The sequence below is a fragment of the Micropruina sp. genome, assembly GCF_047607385.1.
Taxonomy (GTDB): domain Bacteria; phylum Actinomycetota; class Actinomycetes; order Propionibacteriales; family Propionibacteriaceae; genus Micropruina.
Genome location: NZ_JASGDE010000006.1, coordinates 1 through 21,455 on the forward strand (window position 1 = coordinate 1; position 21,455 = coordinate 21,455).

Annotated in this window: 21 protein-coding genes, 1 tRNA gene and 2 pseudogenes; 7 read left to right on the forward strand and 17 right to left on the reverse strand. The window is 69.5% G+C overall.

The genetic code is table 11. The features are described from left to right. From QM582_RS00290 to lysS, 3 genes are all read left to right on the forward strand, one after another. Window positions 1-1,477, forward strand: a 1,477-nt coding sequence (locus QM582_RS00290; RefSeq protein WP_415080707.1) for an ABC-F family ATP-binding cassette domain-containing protein, incomplete at its 5' end; no start/stop codon positions are given. A 5-nt stretch (window positions 1,478-1,482) separates the two neighbouring features. After that, window positions 1,483-2,745, forward strand: a complete 1,263-nt coding sequence (locus QM582_RS00295; RefSeq protein ID WP_415080708.1) for a threonine/serine exporter family protein — start codon at window positions 1,483-1,485, stop codon at window positions 2,743-2,745. A 30-nt stretch (window positions 2,746-2,775) separates the two neighbouring features. Continuing rightward, window positions 2,776-4,281 (forward strand): lysine--tRNA ligase, encoded by a 1,506-nt coding sequence (gene lysS, locus QM582_RS00300; protein WP_415080709.1) that lies wholly within the window; start codon window positions 2,776-2,778, stop codon window positions 4,279-4,281. Window positions 4,282-4,546: 265 nt separating this feature from the next. On the opposite strand, the gene QM582_RS00305 is transcribed toward lysS, so the two are convergent. Then, complete coding sequence (locus QM582_RS00305; RefSeq protein ID WP_415080711.1) at window positions 4,547-4,837, reverse strand: cell division protein CrgA; 291 nt, start codon at window positions 4,835-4,837, stop codon at window positions 4,547-4,549. Window positions 4,838-4,902: 65 nt separating this feature from the next. Between QM582_RS00305 and QM582_RS00310 the strand changes: the two genes are divergently transcribed. Beyond that, on the forward strand, window positions 4,903-5,664 hold the full coding sequence (locus QM582_RS00310; protein WP_415080712.1) for a DUF881 domain-containing protein: 762 nt from the start codon (window positions 4,903-4,905) through the stop codon (window positions 5,662-5,664). A 47-nt stretch (window positions 5,665-5,711) separates the two neighbouring features. Further along, a complete protein-coding gene (locus tag QM582_RS00315; protein ID WP_415080714.1) occupies window positions 5,712-6,344 on the forward strand; it encodes an aminodeoxychorismate/anthranilate synthase component II in 633 nt (210 codons plus the stop codon). Window positions 6,345-6,439: 95 nt separating this feature from the next. Here QM582_RS00315 and pknB read toward each other — a convergent pair whose 3' ends face one another. The 6 genes and pseudogenes from pknB to QM582_RS00345 all read right to left on the reverse strand — a co-directional run bounded on the left by pknB (window position 6,440) and on the right by QM582_RS00345 (window position 13,937). Further along, window positions 6,440-8,248 (reverse strand): Stk1 family PASTA domain-containing Ser/Thr kinase, encoded by a 1,809-nt coding sequence (pknB, locus tag QM582_RS00320; protein ID WP_415080716.1) that lies wholly within the window; start codon window positions 8,246-8,248, stop codon window positions 6,440-6,442. 54 nt (window positions 8,249-8,302) lie between these two features. Beyond that, the gene (locus tag QM582_RS00325; protein WP_415080718.1) at window positions 8,303-9,721 is read right to left on the reverse strand and encodes a peptidoglycan D,D-transpeptidase FtsI family protein; all 1,419 of its coding nucleotides are present in this window, start codon (window positions 9,719-9,721) and stop codon (window positions 8,303-8,305) included. 299 nt (window positions 9,722-10,020) lie between these two features. Further along, window positions 10,021-11,364: pseudogene (locus tag QM582_RS00330) on the reverse strand (FtsW/RodA/SpoVE family cell cycle protein); the annotation flags it as partial. Window positions 11,365-11,366: 2 nt separating this feature from the next. Next, window positions 11,367-12,752: a protein phosphatase 2C domain-containing protein gene (locus QM582_RS00335; protein ID WP_415080720.1), complete on the reverse strand. Its 1,386-nt coding sequence runs from the start codon at window positions 12,750-12,752 to the stop codon at window positions 11,367-11,369. Between the two features lie 2 nt (window positions 12,753-12,754). After that, a complete protein-coding gene (locus tag QM582_RS00340) occupies window positions 12,755-13,234 on the reverse strand; it encodes an FHA domain-containing protein (RefSeq protein ID WP_415080722.1) in 480 nt (159 codons plus the stop codon). Continuing rightward, window positions 13,227-13,937, reverse strand: a complete 711-nt coding sequence (locus QM582_RS00345; RefSeq protein ID WP_415080724.1) for an FhaA domain-containing protein — start codon at window positions 13,935-13,937, stop codon at window positions 13,227-13,229. The genes QM582_RS00340 and QM582_RS00345 overlap by 8 nt, the downstream gene beginning before the upstream one ends. A gap of 182 nt (window positions 13,938-14,119) precedes the next feature. On the opposite strand from QM582_RS00345, the gene QM582_RS00350 reads away from it, so the two are divergent. Continuing rightward, a tRNA-Leu gene (locus QM582_RS00350) sits at window positions 14,120-14,202 on the forward strand. Window positions 14,203-14,391: 189 nt separating this feature from the next. On the opposite strand, the gene QM582_RS00355 is transcribed toward QM582_RS00350, so the two are convergent. The 10 genes and pseudogenes from QM582_RS00355 to QM582_RS00400 form a co-directional block, all read right to left on the reverse strand. Then, a complete protein-coding gene (locus QM582_RS00355; RefSeq protein ID WP_415080726.1) occupies window positions 14,392-14,694 on the reverse strand; it encodes an addiction module antidote protein in 303 nt (100 codons plus the stop codon). A gap of 242 nt (window positions 14,695-14,936) precedes the next feature. Further along, entirely contained in the window at window positions 14,937-15,581 is a 645-nt protein-coding gene (locus QM582_RS00360; protein ID WP_415080728.1) for a hypothetical protein, read from the reverse strand. 1 nt (window position 15,582) lies between these two features. Continuing rightward, on the reverse strand, window positions 15,583-16,560 hold the full coding sequence (locus QM582_RS00365; protein WP_415080729.1) for an excisionase family DNA-binding protein: 978 nt from the start codon (window positions 16,558-16,560) through the stop codon (window positions 15,583-15,585). Beyond that, on the reverse strand, window positions 16,557-16,940 hold the full coding sequence (locus QM582_RS00370) for a TOTE conflict system archaeo-eukaryotic primase domain-containing protein (RefSeq protein ID WP_415080731.1): 384 nt from the start codon (window positions 16,938-16,940) through the stop codon (window positions 16,557-16,559). Before QM582_RS00370 ends, QM582_RS00365 begins: the two co-directional genes overlap by 4 nt. 44 nt (window positions 16,941-16,984) lie before the next feature. Continuing rightward, window positions 16,985-17,293: pseudogene (locus QM582_RS00375) on the reverse strand (TOTE conflict system archaeo-eukaryotic primase domain-containing protein); the annotation flags it as partial. A gap of 183 nt (window positions 17,294-17,476) precedes the next feature. Next, window positions 17,477-18,076: a PIN domain-containing protein gene (locus tag QM582_RS00380; protein WP_415080732.1), complete on the reverse strand. Its 600-nt coding sequence runs from the start codon at window positions 18,074-18,076 to the stop codon at window positions 17,477-17,479. A 38-nt stretch (window positions 18,077-18,114) separates the two neighbouring features. After that, window positions 18,115-18,516 (reverse strand): excisionase family DNA-binding protein, encoded by a 402-nt coding sequence (locus QM582_RS00385; RefSeq protein ID WP_415080734.1) that lies wholly within the window; start codon window positions 18,514-18,516, stop codon window positions 18,115-18,117. Between the two features lie 650 nt (window positions 18,517-19,166). After that, complete coding sequence (locus QM582_RS00390) at window positions 19,167-19,868, reverse strand: HAD family hydrolase (protein WP_415080736.1); 702 nt, start codon at window positions 19,866-19,868, stop codon at window positions 19,167-19,169. Window positions 19,869-20,006: 138 nt separating this feature from the next. Continuing rightward, window positions 20,007-20,447, reverse strand: a complete 441-nt coding sequence (locus tag QM582_RS00395; protein ID WP_415080737.1) for a TA system VapC family ribonuclease toxin — start codon at window positions 20,445-20,447, stop codon at window positions 20,007-20,009. Next, entirely contained in the window at window positions 20,440-20,676 is a 237-nt protein-coding gene (locus QM582_RS00400) for a hypothetical protein (protein WP_415080739.1), read from the reverse strand. Before QM582_RS00400 ends, QM582_RS00395 begins: the two co-directional genes overlap by 8 nt. Window positions 20,677-20,810: 134 nt before the next feature. Here QM582_RS00400 and QM582_RS00405 point away from each other — a divergent pair. Then, the coding region (locus QM582_RS00405; RefSeq protein WP_415080740.1) for a thiamine pyrophosphate-binding protein at window positions 20,811-21,455 on the forward strand (645 nt) is incomplete at its 3' end.

Consider the following 21,455-nt stretch of genomic DNA (forward strand, 5'->3'; position numbering starts at 1 on the left):
CGCCACCCTCGGCTACCTGCCTCAGGAGCCGCCCGCCCCGGAGGAGACGATCCTCGACTACGCCCGGCGGCGCACCGGGGTGGGGCCGGCGCAGGACGCCTTCGAGGCCGCGGCCGCCGCCCTCGCCGACGATCCGGACGCCGCCGACCGCTACGACCACGCCCTGGCGACCTGGCTGGCCCTGGGCGGTGCAGACCTGGACGCCCGGCTGGCCGAAGTGCTGGCCGGCCTCGATCTGGACGCCGACCTGGACCGTCCGCTGGGCACCCTGTCCGGCGGCCAGGCCGCTCGGGCCGCGCTGGCGTCCATCCTGGTCAGCCGCTACGACCTGTTGCTGCTCGACGAGCCGACCAACAACCTGGACGCCCGCGGGCTGGCGGCGCTGACCGATTTCGTCCGGACGCTGCGCTCGCCGGTGCTGATCGCGTCCCACGACCGTGCCTTCCTGGACGCCGTCGCCACCGAGGTGCTGGAACTCGACGAGACCCAGCAGCAGGTCAACCACTACAGCGGAGGCTGGACCGACTACCGGACGGCCAAACAGCTGGCTCGCGAGCAGGCCGAGGCGGCGTACACCGAATACGCCGACAAGCGGGACGCCCTGGCCGAACAGGCCCGCCGCAAGGCCGAATGGGCCCGCTCCGGACGGACCAAGGCCGCCAAGCTGGGGCCGGGCATGAAGCTGGAGAAGAAGTACCGCGAGGACCGGGCCCGCCGGATGGACCAGCGCGCCGCCCGGGTCCGGGACGCCGCGGAACGGCTCGAGGAGGTGGATCAGCCGCGCAAGGAGTGGCAGCTGCGCTACAGCATCGCCGAGGCCGCGCCGTCGTCCGAGCTGGTGCTCACGCTGGACGGCGTGGTGGTCCGCAACGGCGACTTCAGCGTCGGCCCGGTCAGCGCCCAGGTGGTTCGCGGCGAACGGGTCGCGCTGCTCGGTAACAACGGCTCGGGCAAGACCACGTTGCTGGAAGCGATCCTGGGCCAACGCCCGGTCGCGGACGGACGCCTGACCTGGGGCACCCGGATCGCGCTCGGCACGCTCGGTCAGGCCCGCGACGAGATCGCCGGACCGGACAGCCTGCTGGACGCCGTGGTCGCGGCCCTCGGCGAAACGGACGCGAGCGCGGTCCGCACCCTGCTGGCCAAATTCGGTCTCGGCGCCGAGCACGTCGCCCGGCCCTGCGCCAGCCTGTCGCTGGGGGAGCGCACCCGCGCCGCGCTGGCGCTGCTGCAGGGCCGCGCTGTCAACGTCGTCGTCCTGGACGAACCCACCAACCACCTGGACGCCGCCGCCATCGACCAGCTGCAGGACGCGCTGGGCGGCTACACCGGCACCCTGCTGCTGGTCAGCCACGACCGCGCCCTGCTGGAGGCGCTCGGACCGTTCACCCACTGGCGGTTCGCCCGGGTGGCCGGCGATCGTGCCGAGGTCCCCGCGCGTCCGCGCGCGGTGGTCAGCGTCGAGGGGGTTCACTGACTCCCATGACTGCCGCGCCGCCCCCGACGCCGACCGGTCCCGAACCCGCGGACGGGGACCGGGCGCTGGTGCTCGGCCGTCTCGGCGCGCTGCTGCTGGACGCCGGGATGTCGGTGACCGATGTGCGGGACACCCTCGACGACATCCGGGTGGCCGAGCTGCCGCAGGACATCAGCATCGGCGTCCTGCCGGACCTGGTGATCGTCACCCGGCGCACCACCGGCGCCGCCATGTTGCTGCCCCGGACTGAGGCCGACCTGTCCTTCCGGCAGTCCGGACGAGCGGGCCGGCTGGTCCGTGAGCTGCGCACTCGGATGATCTCGCTGGCGCAGGCCGACGCCCGGATCGAGGAGATCCGCGGCGAGGTGGCCGGTCATCCGGTGGCTCGTTGGGCGTTCGGCAGCGTGCTGTCGGCGGGCGGCCTGGCGGTGCTGTTCCGCTGCCCCTGGTGGGCGATCCTGCTCAGCTTCGCGATCGGCGGCCTGGTCGGGCTGTTGATCGTGCTGCTGCAGCGGGTGCGCGGCGCCACCGCGCTGGCGCCGTTCCTGGCAAGCCTGCTCTCCACCGCGCTGCTCGGCCTGATCGCGACCCGGCTCGATCTGGGGGTGGTGCCGCTGCTGGCCGTCTGCGCGCCGATCGCGGTGCTGGTGCCCGGTGCGCTGATCACCAACGGGCTGCTCGAACTGACCGCGACCGACATCCTGACCGGCTCGGCGCGGCTGGTCTACGGCCTGGTGGTGCTGGCCTTCATGGCGGCGGGCATCTCCGCCGGGGCCTTTCTCACCGGGCTGCATCTGGACGCCGGCTCGTCCGCGCTGGTCGGCGACGTGCCGGGACTGGTCACCGACGCCACCGGGTGGGGTGCGCTGCCGCCGCTGTGGCTGTCCTGGGTGGGGATCGTGGTGTTGGGCATCGGGGTCGGGCTCGCCTTCGCCGCCGGATCGGCCCTGACCGGGCTGATCGTGGCGGCGATGGCGCTCACCTACACGCTGCTGGTGCTGCTCACCCCGCCGCTCGGCGGCATCGTGGCGACCGGTGCGACGTCCTGCGTGGTGCTGCTGCTGGCCAGGATCCTGGAGAAGCGCACCATCGCCGTCCCGACCATGGTGTCCTTCCTGCCGGCGTTCCTGCTGCTGGTGCCCGGTTCGGTGGCGCTGGTGGCACTGGCCGCCGCCGACGTCCGGGCCCTGTCGGCCGCGATGGCGACCTTCGCCAGCCTGTGCATCGGCACCAAGCTCGGCTCGGTGCTCGGCGACCTGCTGCGCTGACCGGTCGCTCGGCCTCGCTACAATCCTGCGGTGACCACGCCCGACGATGACGCTGCCCTGCCCGAACAGCTCCGCCTGCGCCGCGAGAAGCGCGCCCGGCTGATCGAGGCCGGCAACGACCCGTACGCGATCAGCGTGGACCGGACCCATTCCGCGGCCCAGGTGCACGCCCAGTGGGGGCACCTCGCCACCGGCGAGGAGACCCAGGACGTGGTCGGCGTCGGCGGCCGGGTGGTGTTCATCCGCAACACCGGCAAGCTCTGCTTCGCCACCCTGCAGGACGGCTTCACCGCGTCCGATTCCGGGACTCGGCTGCAGGTGATGATCTCGCTGGCCGAGGTGGGCGAGGAGCGGCTGGCCGACTGGAAGGCCGACGTCGACCTCGGCGACTTCGTCTTCGTCGAGGGCCGGGTGATCTCGTCCCGGCGCGGCGAGCTGTCCGTGCTGGCGTCGCAGTGGCGGCTGGCGTCCAAGGCGCTGCGGCCGCTGCCGACCCTGCACAAGGACCTCGGCGAGGAGACCCGGGTCCGGCAGCGCTACGTCGACCTGGTCGCCCGTGAGGAGGCCCGCGACATGGTGCGCACCCGGGCCGCGATCGTCGGCTCGATCCGACAGACGCTGCGCGACCAGGGCTACCTCGAGGTCGAGACCCCGATCCTGCAACTGGTGCACGGCGGCGCGTCGGCACGGCCGTTCCATACCCATCTCAACGCCTTCGACATCCCGATGACGTTGCGGATCGCGATCGAGCTCTACCTGAAGCGGGCCATCGTCGGCGGCGTCGATCGGGTCTACGAGATGGGCCGGATCTTCCGCAACGAGGGCGTCGACTCCTCGCATTCGCCCGAGTTCACCATGCTGGAGGCGTACCAGTCCTGGGGCGATCAGTACACGATCGCGGCGATGACCCGTGACCTGATCGTGAACGCCGCCGCCGAACTGGGCGTCGAATCGGTGCAGACCCCGGCCGGCGAGGTGCAGCTGACCGGCGAGTGGACCTGGGTGAGCGTCTATCCGGCCTTGTCGGACGCGTTGGGCGAGGAGCTCACCCCGGACACCTCGCTGGACCGGCTGCGCGCCATCGCGGACGCCCGCGGCATCGAGTACGACCCGGCCTGGAGCGACCAGAAGCTGGTGATGGAGCTGTTCGCCGAGATCGTCGAGCCGACGCTGGTGCAGCCCACCTTCGTCAACGGCTACCCGGCGATCGCCCAGCCGCTGGCCCGGAACAACCCCGACGACCCGCGCCTGGTCGAGGCCTGGGACCTGATCATCGGCGGCGTCGAACGCGGCACCGGCTTTTCCGAGCTGATCGACCCGGTGATCCAGCGGGACGTGCTGGTCCGGCAGTCGCTGAAGGCTGCCGCCGGCGATCCCGAGGCGATGCAGCTGGACGAGGACTTCCTGCGCGCCCTGGAATTCGGCGCCCCGCCGATGGGCGGCATGGGTCTGGGCATCGACCGGACGATCATGCTGTTCACCGGCGCGGGCATCCGCGAGACGATCCTGTTCCCGCTGCTCAAGCCCCAGGGCTGAACCCGGGCTCATTTTCGTCAGCAGGTGAAACCCAAGTCGATCGCGCGATCGACAACTGCTTTCGGGATCTGGCAACCACTTTCGCGATATTTGGCGAAAGCTGAGGTGGATCCCGTCAGCACTGGCGGATCGCGCGATCGGCGGCGGCCTGGTCGGTGAGGGCGGCCTGGTCAGTGGGGGAGCCTGGTTGGTGAGGGAGCCTGGTTGGTGAGGCAGGGTCCGGGCAGCGCGAGCTAGAGCACCGGTCTCGACCGGGCGGGGCGGGCTACTTCCAGAGGGTGGCGATGCCGAACGCGGCCGCCATGCAGCCCATGCCGATCAGCACGTTCCAGCCGCCCAGGTCACTCATCACCGGAATCAGATGGCCGGCGATGTAGTAGACCACCAGCCACAGCACGCCCAGCAGACCCACGGTGATGAAGGTCGGCGGCACCCAGCGGCGGCTTCCCGGAGCCGCGACCCGGCGCTTGCGCTCCTTGCGGGCCTCGGACGTCGCCTCGGCGGACGCCTGCTTCTTCTTGTCCGCTGCTTGCTTGCGGATCCTGGACTCGGGCATGGGGGCCACTCTACCGGGACACCCCCGAGCCGCCGAACCCGCGGCGGCATCCTAGACTCGGCGGCATGAAGAGGCGGTTGGTGCGGGCCTGGGCGCGGCTGCGCCGGGCGTCCGGACGCGCCACCGAGGTCCGGTTCGGACGCCGGCTGCTCAGCATCGGGGTCTGCGTGCTGGCCGGCTTCATGATCGCCACCAGCGCCATCAACGCCGGCGGCACCGACCTGCGACCCGACCGGAACACCGACCTGGTCGGGCTGATCCAGTCGGAGTCGAAGCGCAACGCCGAGCTCGCCGACCGGGTGGCGAAGCTGCGCCGCGAGGTGGACACCCTGGCCAAGGGCGACGGCGGCGGCATTCCGGAGGCCACCATGCGCACCGCCGCCGAGGTTGCCGGCCAGACCCCGGTCAAGGGACCGGCGGTCGTGGTGGTGCTGGACGACGCCCGCTCCGGCGTCCATCCGCCGGGGGTGAGCCCGGAACTGCTGGTGGTGCATCAGCAGGACATCCAGGCGGTGGTGAACGCGCTGTGGTCGGGCGGCGCCGAGGCGATGACCATCCAGGGCCAGCGGGTCACCTCCCGCACCGGCGTGAAGTGCGTGGGCAACTCGGTGGTGCTGCACGGCGTCCCCTATGCGCCGCCCTACGAGATCGCCGCGATCGGCGACCCGGACAAACTCGACCGCGCGCTCGAGGCGTCGAACGCGGTGCAGATCTACCGGCAATACGTCGCCGCCTACGGCCTGGGCTACGGGCAGCGCCGGGAGGCCTCGGTCACCATGCCCGCCTACCGGGGCAGCCTGGACGTCGAGGCCCGGCGGATCGGCTAGGACCGAGCATGACGAGCGACAGTCCAGGAGTAGGGGAGAATGACGCCATGGCGCGCATCCTGGTGATCGACAACTACGACTCGTTCGTCTACAACCTGGTCCAGTACCTGGCCCAGCTGGGCGCCGAGGTGGAGGTCTGGCGCAACGACGATCCGCGGTTCGGCACCGCCGACTGGGCGGACGGCTACGACGGCGTGCTGATCTCGCCCGGGCCGGGCACGCCCGAGTCGGCGGGGGTCTGCATCGACATGGTGCGTTCCCATGCCGGGCGGCTGCCGATCTTCGGCGTCTGCCTCGGGCTGCAGTCCATCGCGGTGGCCTACGGCGGTGTGGTGAACCGGGCGCCGGAGCTGCTGCACGGCAAGACCTCCGAGGTGCTGCACGACGGCGTCGGGGTGTTCGCCGGGCTGCCCAGCCCGTTGACCACCACCCGTTATCACTCGCTGGCGCTCGATCCGGCGACCGTGCCGGACGAGTTGGAGGTCACCGCGGCCACCGCGTCCGGGGTGATCATGGCGGTGCGGCACCGCAGCCTGCCGGTGGAGTCGGTGCAGTTCCACCCCGAGTCGGTGCTCACCGAGGGCGGCTACCAGATGCTGGCCAACTGGCTGGTCACCTGCGGGGACGCCGAAGCGCCGAAGCGGGCCGAGGGCCTCACGCCGCTGATGGCGCTGCGCTGAAACCCCTACTGATGGCGCTGTGCCGATCGTTCCGCGCCGAAGCTGGCCGGTCGTGCCGGCGACAGCGGTTCCCGGCGCGGCCACCCGGGCAGTGCCTACCGGGGCGTCTCCGAAGGGTCGGGGCTCGGTGACGAGGACGCCGGCGGCGACGAGGGCGGCGGACTGGCCGGAGCCTTGGCCAGCACCAGCTGGATCTTCTGGCTGCGCTTGATGGTCTCGCCGGGCAGCGGCTTCTGCTTGAACACCTTGCCCGGTTCGAGTTCGGTGGTCTCCTCTTCGGTGAAGGTGACCTCGAAGCCCTCGCGGTCGGCCTGTGCCTGGGCACTCGCCTTGGACAGGTTGTAGAAGTTCGGCACCACGCCGGTTCCGGGCGTGAAGTACAAGGTGATCGGGGTGTCCAGCGTGACCGTGACGCCGCCGGTGGGGTTGACGCTGGTGACCGTGTTCGCCTTCCCCGTGGTCGCCGCGGGATCGGGTTTCGACGTCACGTCGCTGAAGCCGAGTTCGGTCAGCTTGGCCTTGGCCTCGGTCACCGTCATCCCGATCAGGGTGGTCGGGATGGTCTCCTTGCTGGGGCCCACATTGACCTGGATGGTCACGGTGGTGCCCACCGGCACCTTCACCCCGGGGCCTGGGTTCTGGCCGGTGACGCGTCCGACGCTCTGGTCGTCGGGGCCGACGATCTCGCTCACGGCGACCTTGAGCTGGGCGTCCTGCAACTGCTGTTCGGCCAGATCCCGGCTGCGGCCGCTGACGTCCGGCACCGCCACCTGGGCGACCCGGGCGTCCGGGTTGAAGTACAGGTAGGTCCCGTAGCCCAACCCGAGCACCAGCAGGAAGGCGACCAGCCCCCACACCCAGGTGTTCCGGCGCCGCCGCGGCTCTTCGATGGCGCGCTGCGGGATGGTGGCGTCGGCGCGTTCCAGCGGCCCGGTCGCGGCGGACCCGGACGTGACGGCCGCGGCCACCGGCTCGGGTGCGGCGTCCAGCGTGCGGGTCGGCGCCAGGACGCTGGTCGGCGCGGGATCGGGAACCGGTGCGACGGCCTGCACCGGCTGCCCGGCCAGCAGCCGGTTGATGTCGTCGCGCATCTCGGACGCGGTCTGGTAACGCTGGCCGGAGTCCTTGGCGAGCGCCTTCAGCACGATGGCGTCCATCTCGGCGGTGACCTGCGAGTCCAGCTGGCTCGGCGGCACCGGATGTTCGCGGACGTGCTGATAGACCACCGACACCGGGGAGTCGCCGCGGAACGGCGGACGCCCGACCAGCAGTTCGTAGAGCAGGCAGCCGGCCGAGTAGATGTCGGAGCGGGCGTCGACGGTCTCGCCGCGGGCCTGTTCCGGCGACAGGTACTGGGCGGTGCCGATCACCGCGGCGGTCTGGGTCATGGTGGCCGAGGTGTCGGCGACCGCGCGGGCGATGCCGAAGTCCATCACCTTGATCCGGCCGGACGTGGTCAGCATCACGTTGGCGGGCTTGATGTCGCGGTGCACGATGCCGGCCCGGTGCGAATAGGCCAGCGCGTCCAGGACGCCGGCGGCGAACTCGAGCGCGCGCTCGGGCAGGATCTTGCGGTCGTCGCGGAGCAGTTCGCGCAGGGTGTGGCCCTCGACCAGCTCCATCACGATGTAGGGCACCGAGACCGCGGTGGCGGGATCGATCTCCTCGCCGGTGTCGTAGACGGCGACGATGTTGGGGTGGTTGAGCCCGGCGGAGGCCTGCGCTTCGCGCCGGAAACGGGCCAGGAAGGTGGGGTCGCCGGCCAGGTCGGTGCGCAGCAGCTTGACCGCCACCTGGCGGCCGAGCCGGATGTCGCGGGCCCGGCGCACCTGCGCCATGCCGCCCCGGCCGAGCAGGCCGTCCAGCTCGTAGCGGCCGCCGAGCATCCTGGGTTCGTCACCCATGCCGTTGTCCCCTCTTCGTCGGATTGTCCATTGTCGTCCAGGCGGCCCGCGCGGTCACCGGAGAGCCTCGATCACGGCCTTGGCGATGGGTGCCGCCACCCGTCCGCCGGCCACGTCGGTGGCTTCCATCTCGGCGTCCTGGACGAAGGCGCAGACCGCCACGTCGGGATCCTCCGCCCAGGCGGTGAACCAGGCGTACGGCGTCCGGACGTTGTCGGAGTTCGCGGTGCCGGTCTTGCCGCCGACGGTCACGCCGGAGACCCGGGCCCGCCAGCCGGTGCCGTTGGCGACCACGTCCACCATCATCTGGCGCAGCTTGGCCGCGTTGGCCGAACTGGTCGCCAGCCGCAGCTGCGAGGGCCGGGTCTGGCTCAGCACCTGCAGATCGGCGGAGCGCACCGATTCGACCAGGTAGGGCTGCATCACGATGCCGTCGTTGCGGACGGCGGCCGAGACCATGGCCATCTGCAGCGGGGTGGCCGCCACGTCGAAGCCGCCGATCGAGGCCAGGCCGGTCTGGGCCTCGTCGAGCTGGTCGGGGAATCGGCTGGCCACCGAGCCGATGTCGGACAGCGGCTTGGTGCCGAAGCCGAATTTCTCGGCCTGCTCGCGCAGCGCGTTGGCACCCAGCTTCACGCCCAGCCGGGCGAAGGCCGAGTTGCAGGACAGCGCCAGCGAACGGCGCAGGGTCTGCCGGTCGCCGCAGGTGGTGTTGATCGTCACCGTCGAGCCGGGCAGCCGGAAGGACGAGGTGTCGAGCTCGCTGTCCGGCTCGTAGCCGGCCTCCAGCGCGGCGGCCGACACGATCACCTTGAACGTCGAGCCGGGCGGGAAGATCTCCCGGGTGGCCCGGTTCGCCATCGGCCGGTTCTTGCTGTCGCCGGTGAGCTTCTTCCACGCCGCGGTCGAGTCATCCAGCTTGTGGGTGGCCAGATCGTTGGGGTCGAAGGACGGCGACGACACCATCGCCAGGATCGCGCCGGTCTTCGGGTTGAGCGCCACCACGGCGCCCTTCTTGTTGCCCAGCGCCTTCGCCGCCGCCTGCTGCGCCTTGGCGTTCAGCGTGGTCTGGATGCTGGCGCCCTTCGGCTTGGCGCCGGTGGCCAGGTCGATCAGCCGGTTGACGAATTGGGAGTCGTCGTTGCCGGACAGCTGCGAGCCGTAGCTCTGCTCCAGCTCGGAGGAACCGAACAGGTAGGAGAAGTAGCCGGTGACCGGCGCGTACAGCTCGCCCTGCGGGTAGTGCCGCTGGAACTGGAACTGGTCCTTGGCGGCGACCGTCTCGGCGATCGCGGTGTTGCCCACCATGATCGCGCCCCGGTCCTGGGCGAACGCGGCGTCGGTGACCCGCCGGTTCTGGGCGTGGGCGTTCAGCGAGTCGCCGCGGGCCAGGTAGTTGACGCAGACGTTGGCCAGCAGGGCGAAGGTCATCAGCATCGCGACCAGCGCGACGCGTCGGATCGGACGGTTCATGGCAGTCTCCCGCCCGGCTCGTCGGACGCGGATCGCAGGGAACCGGTCGGGATGGCGGTGGTCGGCTCGTCGGCGCTGACCGGGGTGGGCACCGGCTCGGTCAGCGCGTCCGGGGTGGACGGGGTGGGGATCGCGACGGTGGCCTCGTCGGCCCCTGCCCCGGTGCGGATGGCGGTGGTCGGCTCGTTCGCGCCGGCCGGCACCTCCGCGGTCGGGTCGTCGGCCGCGGTCGGCGTCCGGGTGAAGCCGGGTGCCGGACGGGGGTCGGCCGGCCGGCTGGGCACGGCGATCACCTGGGTGGTGTCATGGGCCAGCGATTGCAGCGGCTCGGCCGCCGGCGGGGCCGGCCGGCGGACCTGGTGGGTGACCACCATCAGCAGGGCGATCATCGCGTAGTTGGCGATCAGCGACGACCCGCCCTGCGAGACGAACGGCGTGGTCAGGCCGGTGAGCGGCAGCAGCCGGGTGACGCCGCCGATGATGGTGAACACCTGCAGGGCGAAGACGAACGACAGGCCCGCGGCGATCAGCTTGCTGAACGGCTCGGCGGCGGTCAGCGCGGCGCGCAGGCCGCGCATCACGATCACCCCGTACAGCACGATGAGCGCCATCAGACCGGCCACGCCGAGCTCCTCGCCGAGAGCTGCGGCGATGAAGTCGTTCTTGGCCAGCGGGGTGAGGTTGGGGCGTCCGAGCCCCCAGCCGGTGCCGAACAGGCCGCCCCAGGCCATCCCGAATTGGCCCTGGATGATCTGGTAGTTCTGGTTCCAGTTCGAGAACGGGTCGAGCCAGGCGGAGACCCGGGTCTGCACGTGCGCGTAGTAGAGCCAGCCCAGGAAGGCGCCGCCGAGGAACAGGATGGTGCCCAGGATCGGCCAGCTGGGGCGCTCGGTGGCCACGTAGAGCATCATCACGAACAGCCCGAAGAACAGCAGCGACGTGCCCAGGTCCTTCTGGTAGATCAACACCGCCAGGCTGGCCAGCCACATCAGCGAGATCGGGCCGAGGTCGCGGGCCCGGGGCAGGTCGACGCCGAGGACGCGGGCGCCGGCCAGCGCCAGCACGTCCCGCTTCTCGACCAGGTAGGACGCGAACGCGACGGTGAGCACGATCTTGGCCAGCTCGGCCGGCTGGAAGCTGTAGTTGCCGAGCTTGATCCAGATCCGGGCGCCGTGGTTCTCGAAGCCGATGAACGGCATCAGCGGCATCATCAGGATGATCATGCCGGCCAGGAACATCAGGTACGGGAAGCGTTGCAGGACGCGGTGGTCCTTCAACAGGATCACCACCGCGACGAACACCGCGACGGCGATCACCGTCCAGGTGAGTTGCAGCTCGGCGGAATGGGTGCGTTCGGTGCCGCCCAGGTCGAGCCGGTGGATCATCGCGATGCCGATCCCGTTCAGCAGGTAGACCACCGGGAACAGCAGTGGATCGGCGTAGGGGATCCGCCACCGGATCACCGCGTGCGCGACGATCCCGATCAACGCGTAGCTGCCGGCGTTCCAATACCAGTTGGACGGCAGCTCGCCGGTGACGTTCAGGTCGACCAGCAGATACCCGGCGACGGCCAAGCCGATGCCCATCAGGAGCATCACCAGTTCGACACCACGCCGCTTGCGGAAGACGACGACTTCGCCCATGGTCAACAGTCCTCGGGGGCCTTGGGGCTCGGTTCGCCGCTCGGTGAGGGAGTGGCGGACGGGGATGCGGAGACCGATGGCGACGCGGACGACGGGGGATGGGCCGGGTTGTCCGGGGTCGTCGAGTTGGTCGGGCTGGGGGACGTGGTGGCCCGGGCACGTTCCTCTCGCTGCGCGATGCAACGCTGGGCGAGGACACGCAACTCCTCGGTGGTGCGATCCGCCGACTCCAGGTCGGGCACCTGGATCGCCGCGCGCACCTTCTCCTGGTAGAACAGCGGCAGGTCGCTGACGTGGGTGTTGTGCACCTCCAGCACGGTGCTCAGGTTGACGCCCAGGATGGTGTCCGGGACGCCGCGGAAGACCGCGACCAGGTCGTCGGAGTCGCCGACGTAGTACTTGGTCTGGGTGAACGAGTACCAGCCGAACATGCCGCCGCCGATCACGGCCACCGGCAGCACGATGCCGAGCGCCACCTTCACCCAGGCCTTGGCCCGGCCCTTGGTGGTCGGCTGGTAGCGGGCCCGTTCGGCCTTCTCCCGCGCCTGCGGATCGGGACGCGGACCCTCCGACGGCAGCGGCCGGGTGTCCTCGGCCTCCTCCGCGGGAGCGTCGAGGTCGATCTCGGCGGCGGCGCCCAGCACCAGGGTCGGCCCGGGTTCGCCGTCCTCCACGACGTCGGCGAGGATGATGGTGATGTTGTCCAGGCCGCCCTCGTCGTAGGCGATCCGGATCAGCTGGTCGACCACCTGCTCGGGGTCGTCGCCGCCGACCAGGGCCGCGATCGCGGCGTCGGTGACCAGGCCGCACAGGCCGTCCGAACAGATCAGGTAGCGGTCGCCGACTTTGGCGTCGGCCAGTTCCAGGTCGGGCTGGTGGGTGGGCTGGCCGTTGAGCACCTTGAGGATCAGCGAGCGGTGCGGGTGCACCAGCGCCTCGGCCTCGGTGATCCGGCCGTCGTCGACCAGGGTCTGCACCCAGGAGTGGTCGCGGGTGATCCGCTCGAAGACCCCGTCCCGCAACCGGTAGCCGCGGGAGTCGCCGATATTGGCCACCGCCACCTGCTCGCCGTCGAACAGCAGGCCGCAGACGGTGGTGCCCATGCCGTCCAGGGACGAGTCCAGCGCCACCAGGTCGCGGATCCGGTCGTTGGCCCGGGCGATCGCGCCGGCGACCACCTCCAGCATGTCGGCGCCGGTGCCGGCTCCGTTGCCGTCGGTGTCGCGCAGTTCGTTGATCGCGACCGCGGAGGCCAGGTCGCCGGCGGCGGCGCCGCCCATCCCGTCGGCCACCATCAGCATGGTGGGTGAGACGTAGGCAGAATCTTGGTTGGTCTTGCGGACCAGGCCGACCTCGGTGCGAGCCACGTAGGAGAGGGTGAGCGTCATGACTACTTCTCCACCACCATCAGCGTGCGGCCGATCCGCAGGGTGTCGGCGGTGCCGAAGAGGGTGGAGGTGCTGATCCGTTCGTTGTTGACGTAGGTGCCGTTGGTGGAGCCCAGGTCCTCGACCACGTAGCCGGCGTCGGTGCGGATGATCTGGGCGTGCCGGGTGGAGACGTAGTCGTCGTCCAGCACCAGCTGGCAGTCGGCAGCGCGACCGATCTTGATGCCCTCACCCAGCGGCAGGGTGAGACCCTCCTGCTTGCCGCGCGAGACGCGCAACTTGGTCGGCAGCTTCTTGGCCGGACGCCCGCCGCGCCGCTTCTGCTTCTTCAACTCGTTCACCGGACGGAGTTCGCCGGCGTCGTCGGTGGCCAGCTTACGTCCGAACATGTCGGTGCGGATCACGTTGCCGACGAACAGCACGAACAGCCACAACAGCGCCAGGAAGAGCAGCTTCAGCGCGAGGACGACGAGGTCAGACATCGGAGCCCGGTGACGTGATCGACATGCGTGTGGAGCCGATCTCGATCCGGCTGCCGGCGGACAGGTCGGCCTGCCGAACCCGCCGGCCGTCGACCAGGATGCCGTTGGTGGAGCCCAGGTCCTCGATGGCGATCAGCGGCTGGTCGCCGCCGTCCTGCACCGTGATCCGGGCGTGCTTGCGGGAGATGCCGGGGTCGTTGATCCGCAGGTCGGCTTCGGTGCCGCGTCCGATCACCAGGCCGGGCGGGTTCAGCGGATGCCGGACGCCGTTCACCTCGAGCACAACGGAGGCCCGCCGGATCTGGGTGGCGGAGGCGTCCGCGCCGTCCACCCCGGCGACCGCGGCGCTGTGCACGGTGAACCGCCCGGTGGGCAGTGAGGCGTCCAACTCGTAGTCGATGGTGACCGGGCCGTTGAAGATGTAGCCCTTCGCCGCGGCGTACTCGTTGAGCTGCGGGATCACCTCGGAGTTCAGCATCTTCGAGTAGGGCGCGAGCCGGTCGTGGTCGTGCCGGGAGAGCTGCACGGTGAAGTCGTTGGGGACCAGCCGCCGCTCACGGGTGAGCAGCTTGGCCTCGGAGTCCAGTTCGCGCTGCAGCCGGGCGGTGATCTCGACCGGCTGGACGTCGCCCTTGAACGCGCGCGCGAAGACGCCGTTCACGGCGCCCTCCAGCTTCTTCTCGACGCGATCGAAGACTCCCATGGGGCCCAAGAGTAGTGGAACCCCGCCGGACGCCGCCCGCGGCCACGAGCGTGGTCTGCACCATGGGTCGAGGGCGGGGTGGCGGTCTGTGCGGCGCCGTTGCGGACTCCCTGCGGCGTTGCCGGTGGTCACGAGCACCCTCCGCGCTGTGCTAGTGTCTTCCAGGTCGCTTCGAGCGACGAGCGCGAGTGGCGGAATGGCAGACGCGCACGGTTCAGGTCCGTGTGTCCGAAAGGACGTGGAGGTTCAACTCCTCTCTCGCGCACTTTGGGCATTTAGTGTTAGTGCCTTGGTTTGCTTAGTGAAAGTCCCGGTCCGGGTGTTTGGATCGGGATTTTTTGTGTTCGGGGTTGGGTGTTGAGCCTGTGTGGTGTGGGCCTGTTCTGTTCGGCATCGGGGCCGGCCGATCCGGCACCGTCCGGACGTGTCTCAGCGGTCATTTGGACGGCTACCGTCAGGCCACCTCGTGGAGGGTGAGGCGGAGTCCGAGGGCGTTGGTCACTTTGAGGACGGTGTTCCAGGTGGGGTTACCTTCGGCGGAGAGTGCTTTGTAGAGGCCGTCGCGGCTCATGCCGACGCGGCGGGCGAGTTCGCTCATGTTGCGGGAGCGGGCGATTACGCCGAGGGCGCGGGGGACCGCGGTCGGGTCGTCAGCTGATTCCTCCAGGGCGATCTGGAGGTAGGCGGCTGCGTCGTCGATGCCGTCGAGGTAGTCGGCCGCTTCGAAGCGGGTGTGCTTGTCACCCGTGGTTGTCATCACCATCCTCCTGGGAGTGGCATTCGTCGGCGAGCTCGTGTGCTCGGTGGATGTCGGCCGGTGTTACTTGAAAGGTACTTGAAACCGCTTCTTTCAAGTAGACCGTGGTGGGGTGCTGTCGACTGCCCGTGCTCGCCGGGGGTTTCGGCGGGCCGCGTTCGGGATCGTTCGTGACGCAGGCCGACGACCGCTGATCCCTGCCGTGGCCGCGGTTGACAGGGGCTGCCTGATCGGGTCTCGGCTCAGCGGCAGGTCGGGCAGAGGCCTTCGATGAGGGTGGCGGGGTCGGTGACGATGGTCTCGCAGCGCAGGCATCGTGCGCCGCGGAAGATCACTGCGGGCTTGGGACGGGGACTCGGGGCGGGTTCGGTGTCGTACAGGTCGGCGTGTGCGGCGAACACGCGTGGGTGCTGACGTGCGATGGCCGCGTGGAACCCGGCGGGTGTTGTCGGCGGGTTCACCTGGCGCTCCACGAACAGGTCGATCACCGTGGCGTAGGCGTCTTGGGTCAGCCGCTCGGCCAGGAACAGGTCGGGGTTCACCGCCGAGATGTCGACGCTGGTGAGATCGTCGAGGGCGTAGTCGTCCACGTCCTCGGTGATCAGGAAGCTGGCCTGTGCGGCGGCGGCGTCGGCCAGGATCTGGCGATCCGCGCCCTTCGTCCCGGCGAAACGCTCCGGTCTGTCACCTGACTGTGTGCGAGGAGGAAGCCAAAGCGCTCCCGGACGAGCTTCGGTGGGATCGCTCGTGGGCGCATGTGGGCGGCCGCTTCGCGTTCGGCAGCGAGACTCCACGGCCTGGAAGCCGCTCGGCATCCCGCCGACCATCAGGAGGGTTCGGGTGACGGGCTTGGCCAGGACGTTCGTGTCGAGGAAGGCGATCGTCACATCAGTGTTCGGCGAAGAGGTCTTCGCGAACCAGATCCACGACATCGCCCATCGTGGTGCGCCAGTACCGCTCGAACTCCTCGTAGGGGATGCGGTTGCGGTTGCCCACCTTCACCGCCCGGATCTCCCCAGCCTTGATCCTGCGCGAGATCGTGGGCCGGGAGACGCCCATCGCGTCAGCGACCTGCTCGGGGGTCATCATGCGACGCTTCGCCGTGAGGGTGACCACCTCCCCATCAGCGGCCGCTTGCTGCACATACGCAGCGACCTGCTCCAGCCACGCCGGCTGCGCCCCGGTGCTGGCGCGCACGTCCTCGGGGTTGATCGTGGGGTTGAGGCGGGCCAGTGTCTGCAGCAGCATGATGTCGACTTTCCCGCGGGTCTTACCTCGTCCGCCGCCGAGTTGTCCGGCCTTGATGGCGAGCAACGTCGAGATCTGTTGTCTCCATTGGGCAGCGAGGGCGGTCTTGTTGATCAGGACGAGGCTGCTGACAGCTCGTTCGGCGATGATCGCGCACGCCATGACGGTCTTGCCGGAGCCGGTGGGCGCGTGCAGGACGCCGTCGTCGTGGGCGAGCATCGCATCCACAGCGGTGGTTTGGCGATCGTCGAGCTCGCCGAGGAACGACACGGTCAGTTCGCTTCCCGGGTTTCGCTCGTCTGCGCAGGCCAGGTCGCTCCCTGCCTGGGAGATCAGGGTTGCTGCTTGTTCGCGCAGGCCGCGTGGCAGGAGCAGGTCGCCGTTGACGGCGACGTTGAAGCCCTGAATGAAGCGGGGGATGTTCCATGTTGAGCGCCGGGCGCGTTGTGCCTCGTAAAAGCCGGGGTTGTGGATCGTAGCCGCGTGCTGGAGGGCCGCCGACAGCGCCGGGGTCAGATCCTCGTCGCGGATCGACAGCCGGGAACCCAGGCTTGCCCGGACGTGGGTGGGTGGCCGTGGCCGGACGGCGGTTGCGGGGGAGACTGCCAGCCGGGTCACCTCTGGGCCGACGCTGATCCGGTCGGTGCGGGCGACCGCCGCGACTTGGCGTGGGTCATCCGGTCGAGTCGGGAGAGGTACTCCCACTGATCGGGCCACGGCTCCCAGGTGGCGAGGTCGACGAACAGCGTGGTGCGGCGTTCGACGCGGCGCCGTCCGTTCAGCGGGGCGGCGATCAGGTTCCCCACACCGGATACGCCCACCGGGACGGTGTCCTGATTCGGGAACAGGCGGTCATAGCTCGACAGCGGCATCGACCCGCGCAGGCCCATCGCCCGGTGAATGCAGGCTGTGCCCATCGCTCGTGCGTCGGGTGCGGGCACCGGGGCGGTGAAGAACGTCCACACATGCGCCCCGCGTCCCGACTGTGAGATCTCCACACCGCACGGCACTCCAAGCGATGCGGCGCCTTCACATAGGCGTGAGCGTCCAGCATCGCCTGGGGACCGTCGAAGTCGGCGGCCAGCCACCAACAGGTTGCGTCTGGCAGCAACGGATACAGGCCGATGAACAACTCGGTGTTACTCAGGTGGCGGGTGATCACCTCGGCGGTCAACGGCAGCGGCCGCCGGTCCCACAGCGAGCCCCTGCCGTACTGGTCGCGCGTGACCGGAGACCAGCCCTTGGTTCGCTTGCGAGGGTTCTCCCAGTAGGACGCGTAGACGTCCCGTCGGGCCGCGAACAGCCGCGTGTACAGCGCCAGCTTCGCCTCCGGCGGCGAGGAGTTCGTCACCAGACCCGGATCGGCCGGCGCGAGTGTCGGCTGCTCCGATGGCGGCTCGACGCCGTCTGATATCCGAAGCAGGTTCCGCAGACGCGCTGGTTCTCCACGCGAAGCGCGGCGAGCTGGCGCTCAAGATCGCCGAGCTCGCCCGGCTCGGGCATCAAACCGTGCCCATCGCGGGTTGTCTGCCCATCAGTCGGTCTGGAGCTTGTCGGCGCTTACATGAAGATGGCTGCGGATGCGTTCAGCGAAGTTCGGGCAACCGGCGCCCTTCAGCTTCTTGGGCAGGTCGGCCTCTGTGGAGCGATTGAGCCAGTATCTGCACATCCTGACGGTCACCTCGGCGACCAGCTCGGGTGCCGAATCATCAATGAGGACGAGGAACTCGTCGGGCGTGAGGACTTCGTACTGTGATTCGTTGTCGCCCCAGGCGAAGTCGGTTGCGTTGGCGGTCAGCAGGATGCCTGCCCGGCAAGCGACGGCAGCCGCATGGACGTGCGCGTCGAACGCATCTCTGCCCAAGTAGTCGTCACCGACCTGGAAGTCGTCGACCCGGCCGACCTCGAAGGTACCGGCGATCCGATCGCGGATACTAGTGATCCTGCTGCCGTCCCAGTCGGGGTGCTTGCGCCGCAGGTTGTACAGGACTTCGGCCAGTACGTCCTCGGTCCACCTGACCTCAAATGGGGCGGTGTCAGGGGTCACGTAGAGCATTCCAATCCAGTCCCTGAGCGTGCGGGAGAACCAGACGTTTGCGTCGACGAAGACGACCTGGTTCGCGAGTCCTTGCACATGCGCAGGCTAGCGAACCAGGCCGACAGTGGGAGGGATCATTCCTCGTCGCCTTCGAGTTCCATGAGTTCAGCGAACGCGGCACGCTCGCGAGCGCGGCGAGCACGCAGAGCGGCGAACACGTCGTCGGCCTTGAGTCGGTGATGTGTACCAACCATGTGCGATCCGATGGTGCCTTCGTTGATCATCTTCATCAGTGTGGGGCGAGAGATCCCCAGGATGCCTGCTGCGGTGGATGTCGTCAGAACCGGCGGCACCGAACCGATCGTGACCGTGCCGCCCCGCGCCACCACGTCCAGGACCTGCTGGAGGAGCTTGCCGATCTCAGGAGGAACTTCGAGGACGAGGCGTCCGTCCCTTTCGACGGCCAGTGCTCCTTCGGAGCCTTCCAGCTGTTCCAGGACATCTCGTGCAAGGCGCGCATCGCGGGCTGTCGCCATGACACGACTCGTACCGGCTTGCGTGGCTGTCATCACACTCTCCGTCCAATGGGCACTCCAGCTGATGCCTCCACATGCAACTGTAGTTCACTGCACTTACAACTGCAATCCCCGTGCGTCCCGCTTCCTGCACGTCGTGGGACGGGTTCTGCGCCCCGTGCGCGTTGCGATGCCCCTCGCTGAAGGTCCGAACGCCACGGCCGCGAATCTCGATCGGTCGCGATGAGAGGCCGACGCGCTCTCTGCCCCACGTCTGCCCCACGAGGCTCGTCCTGCGATGCGGAAACTGCGCGGGTGTCATCATCCGCCGCTTCGTCATGACGGGAACCTCCTCCCTCCAACCGGGAGATCGGCTTCCCGACGGGCGCCGGAGGGCCGGGACGCTCCTAGCGTCTCGTCATGACCACAGCACCTGTCACGTCGTTGCTCCTTCCGAAAGCCGGCTCGAGGCCCTCCGGCCCGTCCCGATGCCGGCCGAGCACCTGCTGTCCACGTCCGGCCAAGGGCCTGGCTTCATCAATGAGCTCGGCCAGGCGCTGCTGTGGGCCGTCATCGGCATCAGCCTGCTGCGCACGACGCCGCCACACAGCAGGAGAACGGCGCTGTCACCGTCTGGTAGGTAGCAGACCCGACAAAGAGCTTCTTGTCCTTCAGCCTTGGCGGTAGTCGTCTCCGAAGAGCAGATCGGCCGCTTCCCACAGGGATCGGACGACGCCCTCAGCAGGTGAGGTCTCGTCCTGGCAGAGCTGGATGGCGTGGAGCCCGGCGGCCCGGGCGCCCAGGATGTCCTTGACGGGGTCGTCCCCGACCATGACGGTCTGTGACGGTGCGGTCGCCAGGCCCTGACAGGCCAGCTCGAAGGCTCGCGCGTCCGGTTTGGCGAAGCCCAGTGTGGACGAGGCGAATACCTGTAGGTCGGGCGTGAGCAGCCCGATCGCCGCCAGCTTCTCGCGCTGCTGGGTCTCGTCGCCGTTGGTCAGGACGCCGACGCGGCAGCCGTTGGCGAAGGCCCGGTCGATCAGCTCGGCTGCGCCGGGGAGCGCCTGCCAGTTCTGTCGGTAGTGGGCGGCGTAGTCGTCGAACAACGCATCGGCTCGTTCGTCGTCGACTCCTGCCAGGGCGGATGAGAAGGCGCGAACCCGACGACGGCGCTGCTCCTGGAATGAGCACTCGCCGCGCTCGAACTGCGGGTAGTGCTGCGATTCCGCCCGTCGCCAGCGTGCGACCGGATCTGGGTCGTCCGACAGGCCGAGTTGCCGCGCCCAGGCCACCACGGCACGGTCGGCGGCGCCGCGGTGATCGAGCAGGGTTCCGTCCAGGTCCAGCAACACTCCGCGTAGGTCGGCGATCACGTCCGCGATCGTCGCACGAAACTGCCGCGGACGCGCCGAGCAACGACCAGTTCGACCGACGAGGGCTCGACCGACATCCACTTCGCGCACGCAACTACTCGAACGATTCTTAGAGTAGTTGAGCGTGGTCGGCCCGCTTTAGGTCAGGAGACGGACGTGTCGCCTGTCGCGTGGCTTGAGTGAGGAGGGGATGCCGGCGTCGAAGGTGGCGAGGGTGGCGCCGTTGGCGATTGCCAGGTTGAGCAGCTGGGCGTCGGTGACTTGCCGGTGGCCGGTGATCTGGGCGGTGAGTGCGCGCGCGTCTGCCAGCGAGGTGCCGTCGGGCAGGAATCGAGCGTTGGGTAGCAGCCGGATCCGGCGCAGCACGTCAAGGGCATCGGCGATGCTCAGCTGGTTGTTGCGGGTGTCGCGGACGATGGCCGGGTTGATGAGCGCGCGCACCAGCGCCGATTCGGTGATCGGGGTGGTCGCGAAAGCGGGCACGGCGGCGATCCAGGCCCGGGCCGCGGCGTGATGGACGTGGCTGGAGACGGCGAACGCGACCAGCACGTTGGCGTCGGCGAGCGCCAGATCATTCATCGAGTGCCTCGGCGACCATCTCGTCGGTCAGTGTTCCGGTTGGCGACACCAGGACGGGGAAGCCGGCGAACGGCTCGGTTTGTGATTCCAGGAGGGCGACGCGTTCAGCGGCCAGCTCGGTGAGGATGCGGCCGGGACGTTTGTCGGGGAATCGGCGCGCGCCGACAGTGAGGAGATGTTCCACCTGCTCGTCCCGAGTTACCTGAATGCGATCGAAGGATGTCGGCATACCGGCAGTGTATCACCGAGGCGCATTAGGTGACACACCATAGGCGCGGCGTCCGGCGTCGGTAGCTGACATGGTCCGCGTCACGTCCGGACGATGCGGTAGGCATGACGTATCGCGCAGAAAGGGCTACCGCCGTGACCACCGACCCACTCGCATCGCCGTCACCGACGCAGCCGCTGGCGGACCCTCAGAGCCCCGGTCGCAATGGGGCGCTCAGCGTCGTCGAAACGCTGCTCGGCGGCGGGGTCGAGGTGATGTTCGCGAACCCGGGCACCTCGGAGATGCAGATCGTGGCCGCGCTGGACCAGGCACCGCGGATGCGCGCGGTCCTCGGCCTGTTCGAAGGGGTGGTGACCGGCGCGGCCGACGGGTACGCGCGGCTCGCGGGAAAGCCGGCGGCCACCCTGCTGCACCTGGGTCCCGGGCTCGGCAACGGCCTGGCCAACCTGCACAACGCCCGCAAGGCCGCCTCGCCGGTGGTGAACCTCATCGGCGACCACGCCAGCGCCCATCAGTGCTACGACGCCCCGCTCACCTCCGATGTCGAAGACTTCGCCCGCCCGGTCTCGCACTGGGTGCACCGCACCCGCGACGCGCACACCGCGGCGGCTGACACGGCCCAGGCCGTGCAGGCGGCGCGCACCGCTCCGGGGCAGATCGCCAGCCTGATCCTGCCCGCCGACGCCGCCTGGGGGCATGCTCCGGGTCCCGCGCCGGCGCTGCCGGTCCACGCTCCGGGCCAGGTCTCCGGTCGCGCGATCGACGCCGCGACGGCCGCG

Excerpts from the sequence above, each read along its gene's own strand:
- QM582_RS00305 (WP_415080711.1), bottom strand. The coding sequence starts at position 4,837 with ATGCCCGAGTCCAGGATCCGCAAGCAAGCAGCGGACAAGAAGAAGCAG.
- QM582_RS00400 (WP_415080739.1), bottom strand. The coding sequence starts at position 20,676 with ATGCCGACATCCTTCGATCGCATTCAGGTAACTCGGGACGAGCAGGTG.
- QM582_RS00355 (WP_415080726.1), bottom strand. The coding sequence starts at position 14,694 with ATGACAACCACGGGTGACAAGCACACCCGCTTCGAAGCGGCCGACTAC.
- QM582_RS00310 (WP_415080712.1), top strand. The coding sequence starts at position 4,903 with ATGAAGAGGCGGTTGGTGCGGGCCTGGGCGCGGCTGCGCCGGGCGTCC.
- QM582_RS00385 (WP_415080734.1), bottom strand. The coding sequence starts at position 18,516 with ATGGCGACAGCCCGCGATGCGCGCCTTGCACGAGATGTCCTGGAACAG.
- QM582_RS00335 (WP_415080720.1), bottom strand. The coding sequence starts at position 12,752 with ATGACGCTCACCCTCTCCTACGTGGCTCGCACCGAGGTCGGCCTGGTC.
- pknB (WP_415080716.1), bottom strand. The coding sequence starts at position 8,248 with ATGGGTGACGAACCCAGGATGCTCGGCGGCCGCTACGAGCTGGACGGC.
- QM582_RS00295 (WP_415080708.1), top strand. The coding sequence starts at position 1,483 with ATGACTGCCGCGCCGCCCCCGACGCCGACCGGTCCCGAACCCGCGGAC.
- QM582_RS00395 (WP_415080737.1), bottom strand. The coding sequence starts at position 20,447 with ATGAATGATCTGGCGCTCGCCGACGCCAACGTGCTGGTCGCGTTCGCC.
- QM582_RS00325 (WP_415080718.1), bottom strand. The coding sequence starts at position 9,721 with ATGAACCGTCCGATCCGACGCGTCGCGCTGGTCGCGATGCTGATGACC.
- QM582_RS00345 (WP_415080724.1), bottom strand. The coding sequence starts at position 13,937 with ATGGGAGTCTTCGATCGCGTCGAGAAGAAGCTGGAGGGCGCCGTGAAC.
- QM582_RS00315 (WP_415080714.1), top strand. The coding sequence starts at position 5,712 with ATGGCGCGCATCCTGGTGATCGACAACTACGACTCGTTCGTCTACAAC.
- QM582_RS00340 (WP_415080722.1), bottom strand. The coding sequence starts at position 13,234 with ATGTCTGACCTCGTCGTCCTCGCGCTGAAGCTGCTCTTCCTGGCGCTG.